This window comes from uncultured Rikenella sp., from assembly GCF_910577125.1.
GTDB lineage: Bacteria > Bacteroidota > Bacteroidia > Bacteroidales > Rikenellaceae > Rikenella.
On sequence record NZ_CAJTMN010000148.1, the window covers coordinates 1 to 4,043 of the forward strand.

General features: G+C 60.8%; 3 protein-coding genes and 1 pseudogene. 1 reads left to right on the forward strand and 3 read right to left on the reverse strand.

The features are described from left to right. The first annotated feature begins 116 nt into the window (after positions 1-116). Positions 117-323 carry a hypothetical protein gene (locus QZ292_RS09925; RefSeq protein WP_294601103.1) on the forward strand — a complete coding sequence of 69 codons (207 nt, stop codon included), beginning with the start codon at positions 117-119 and terminating at the stop codon, positions 321-323. Between the two features lie 403 nt (positions 324-726). Here QZ292_RS09925 and QZ292_RS09930 read toward each other — a convergent pair whose 3' ends face one another. The 3 genes and pseudogenes from QZ292_RS09930 to QZ292_RS09940 all read right to left on the reverse strand — a co-directional run. Continuing rightward, positions 727-2,967: a DUF4838 domain-containing protein gene (locus QZ292_RS09930; protein WP_294601105.1), complete on the reverse strand. Its 2,241-nt coding sequence runs from the start codon at positions 2,965-2,967 to the stop codon at positions 727-729. Between the two features lie 14 nt (positions 2,968-2,981). Beyond that, positions 2,982-3,626 carry a WbqC family protein gene (locus tag QZ292_RS09935; protein ID WP_294601107.1) on the reverse strand — a complete coding sequence of 215 codons (645 nt, stop codon included), beginning with the start codon at positions 3,624-3,626 and terminating at the stop codon, positions 2,982-2,984. A gap of 70 nt (positions 3,627-3,696) precedes the next feature. Beyond that, a pseudogene (locus QZ292_RS09940) lies at positions 3,697-4,043 on the reverse strand (hypothetical protein); the annotation flags it as partial.

Here is a 4,043-nt window from a genome sequence, read left to right on the forward strand (position 1 = left end):
CGGGGGCCCCTACTTTCTACTATGTGGTAGAAAGTAGGCAAAGAGCACATTCAAGAGGGACTCGCATCTCCCCTTGAAAATCCCCCAACGATTCTTTTTAAAGCAGAGGCGGCCATTTGCCCGCCCCGGGCTACCGCGACGCAGGCAACTTTGGGCGGTTAGGCGATCTGGTGAACGTCGGCAACCGCGGGTACAGTTGGTCGTGTACGCCGGTGACGGGCGACGTCACGGTGCGGTATTTGGACTTCAACACGCAGAGCCTCCACCCCAGCGGCGCGCACAGCCGCGCCCACGGTTTTCAGTTGCGTTGCCTCTCGGAATAAACGGAAGACTCGACTGATTGGGAACTTCGAACCCGGGCTTATGAGGGTAACCCCGCCCCGGGCTATCGCCCTCGGGATACGGGCGCGCTGAGCACCGTCGGCTACTACGGTTACAGCTGGTCTTCGACGGTCAGCGGTACCAATGGCATGCACTTGAATTTCTACGTGACGTGGCTCAATCCCAGCCACGCGAGCCACCGCGCCTACGGTTTTCAGTTGCGTTGCCTCTCGGAATAAACGGGTGCCGCTCGGCACTCGAAGGCTGGCCGTGTCTACCACAACCTCCCCCTATTCGCCCCGGGCCATTCGCACCGGATGAAAAATACGACCGGCGGTACCCTTATGAAAAGGATACCGCCGGTCTGCGTTACAGTAATTTGTGTCTAAATGGAGCGGATCAGAGTTATTCCACGACGATCTCGTCCATAAAGGCGAAAGCCTTGCCGCCCGCCCCCAGATGCCACGGCGGGCAGACCCCCACACCGTCCGTCACCACCTTCACATAACGTCCCCTGCGGCCCACCGCGCTCGAAAAGTCACGCGAGCCGACCGAAACCGCCCGGTTCACCTCCGGTTGCGCCTCCATACCCACCTGAGTGTAGGCGTTGCCGTCCGACGAGACGTGGAAAGTCACCTGTTTCGGGAAGAAAATCCAGTCCGTCAGCGCCTGCAGGTAGGTCGCCGTCACCCGCGCGATCTCTTGCTCCGATCCCAGATCGACCACCGCCTCGAAACGCGGCACGTCCCAGCCCAGCCACTGGATTTTGTAGTCGTTGCTGCCGTGGATGCCGTTCGTCAGCACCTTGTCCGCCGAGCGGGCGTATTTCGGATGCGGCGCCGGCGAGAGGGTGACCGGTTTCTCGAAGCTCAGGTTTCCGTCCTGCCGCACGATCGAGATTTTCTTCATCATCTCCAGATACTCGTCCGGCGTCGTGTGCCACTCCGACAGACGCGTCACCCCCTCTTTTTTACACAGGGCGATGAAATCCTCCAACTTCTGCGTGTACTTCGGATTGGTTTCCCAAGTGCTGTCGGCCGTCCGGATGTAGATACCGTGCGGCCCGTACGGGTCGAGCTTCGTCTGCTCCAGCTCCGCATACCGGAGCGGTTGGCGGGCGATCCGCACCCGTTCCAAGTATTCCGGCTGGCTGGCTACCGCCGCCTCGGCCCGCTCGAAGCAGGCTTCGTAGATGGCCAGATTCTCCGGCGAGAGGTAGCTGTTGGCACCGTCGGTCGGGGCGCCGAAGATCGAAAGCGGTTTGCCGCTCTGTTCCAGATTCTGCGTGATCAGGTGGATATACTCTTTGACATGCACCCCCGCCGGCCCGTAGTAGCCGTTCAGGAAGTCGTTCATCAGCGAGTCGGCATCGGCGGCCGGATTCCAGAGCAGCTTCGCGATCAGATAGGCCCGCAGGTCGGCGAACTCGCCGCCCACCTCGCGGTTCCCCTGTTCGAACATCGCCACCACATGGTTGTCCACGAAATACCGGATGTTAGGCTGCAACGTATGGAAGTTGGGGAACGGGCTGACCAGATTCTTGAACTGGATCACGTAGTCCCACACCAGAATATTGTCCGTGAGCCGGGCCCACCCCTCCATGTCGCGGCGGAACGAGGCGCTGGTCGAATCCGTGGCGATCGGTTCGCTGCGGTTGCACTCGATGTTGCAGAACATGATGTTCACATTCTCGCGCGGTTTGGTCACCTTCGGCGCCGCCCGCGAATACTGGTAGGCCAAAGTGGAAATGACCTTGTCCGGGAACCGTTCGGCCACGGCGTTCACGAAGCGGATCACGCTGCCTGTCGGACTCCCCTCGATGGAGTCGACCTCGGCGCACAGCGGACACTGGCAGTAGCCGAAATTGTCGTTCGAGCTGACCGACCAATATTTAGCCTCGGGCTTGGCGGCCATCGCCTTGGCCAGGTTGTCACACATGATCTCCAGCACCTCCGGCTGCGACAGGCAAGGCTGAGTCGTAGCCCGCTTGCCGCCCACGAGGGCGAAATATTCCGGATGGGTTTTGAAATAGGGATCCGCCGGCAGCAGCGTCCCGAAACTGTGGCACCAGAAGCCCCAGTCGGGTTTGTTTCCGGTGGTGTCGTGGCTCAGCTTGTGCCAGTCGATGTACCCCTGATCGTTCGTCCCCCGGTAGTGGGTGTCGCGGAAGGTAATCACCGGAACCTGCCGGTCGCGGATCGATGCCGGGAGGGTCACTTTGTCGAACTGCGGAATGACTTCGACGGCGGCCGAGTATTTCCGGCACCCGAGATAGTCGTCCAGCAGGGTGTACATCCCGTTCAGAACGCCGCGCGAAGTGCCGCCCTGAATGTGGATACGGTTGCCGTCGGTGAAGATGACGAATCCGTCGTCCCCTAAGTCGGCGAGTTTCGAGGTGTCGGCGCTGAAGACGATTTCATTTCCGTCGCCTCCGTCGCCTGCCGTTTCGGTCACGATGGGCAGCTCGGCTTGCGAAATTTGTCGGAAATAGGACTGAAAGCGTTCGGCGGCGAGGCGGGTGAGGCTGTCGGCGTCGGCGGCTACCACGATGCGGTAGTCGCTGCGGCCTCCCTCGGCCAGCGTCAGGCGGTGGTTGCAGGAGCTGAGTAGAAAGAGGGCTCCGAGCAGGGTGAAAAGGGTTTTCATCGATAGAATTTGGGTTAGGGTTTGATACTTTCCTGAATGATCTGCCCCGTCTGCGGCCCTTCGCAGAAGAGCAGGTCTATGGCCGACAGGTTCGGCGCGAAAGGGATCCGGTCGGCGAAGACCTGGTAGTACTCCGGTGCCGCAAACGTCGGGTCGGGTCGCCGGAGGCGCGGCTTGTGCGAGAGGATATCCCGGAAGTCTCCCGCCTCGGCTGCCGTGTCGAGCGGGGTGGGCGCGGTGTATTCGTCTGTGAATGTCAGGTGCTCGGGCAGGCCGAACAGGTGGAGCAAAAGGCGGGTCAGGTCGCTGTTCAGGTCGAACAGGCGTTCGGGCCGGTAGATCCGTGGATCGAAAAACGGGGCCAGTTTTTCGGCGTAGTGGTCGAAGTAGGGCGCTGCGGCGTAGGCGGCCCGCAGGGTGCGCCAGTGTTCGTGTTGCCAGGGCAGGGTATAGTCGATGCGCACTTCGCGGATGGGCATCTTGGCCCGGTGATCCCAGACGACGGGGACGGTCAGTGTCTGCACGCCGGCGGCGGTCATCACTTCGGCCCGGTTGCGGTAGGTCTGCTTCTGAAAATTCTCGCAGGCCTCGATTCGGGCGCCTCGCACGAGTTTCCCGAAGTATTGGATGTTTCCTAAATAGGCTATTGTAATGAGCATCGTTCCGTTTGTTGAGGCTTCCGGGCTGCTTGGGGTAGCCCCGGCCATTTGTGAGTGCGACACGCCCCGTTTATTCCGAGAGGCAACGCAACTGAAAACCGAAGGCGCGGCCGTATACGTAGCAGGGATCGAGCCACGTTATGCCGAAACCTAAGTCCAGACAGTAGATCTCGTTGGTAGCGGATGACCAGCTGTAACCGTCGTTGCCGGTGGAGTTCAGCGCGCCCGTAGCCCGATGGCGGTAGCCCGGGGCGGGGTACCAGGCGAGCGGGGTTCCCGTGCCCGAGGTGGTTACCTTGTACAACCGACCGTTGGTCGCCTTGTAATTACCTGATCCGTAGGTTTCACCCTCTTTCCCGTCTGAATAGTACGGGAAAGTACCGGTCAAGGGTTGATCCAGGTCTGTCGCCCGCGTAA

What these genes read in the sequence shown, in the direction of transcription:
- QZ292_RS09930 (WP_294601105.1), bottom strand. Translation starts at nt 2,967, where the DNA reads ATGAAAACCCTTTTCACCCTGCTCGGAGCCCTCTTTCTACTCAGCTCC.
- QZ292_RS09935 (WP_294601107.1), bottom strand. Translation starts at nt 3,626, where the DNA reads ATGCTCATTACAATAGCCTATTTAGGAAACATCCAATACTTCGGGAAA.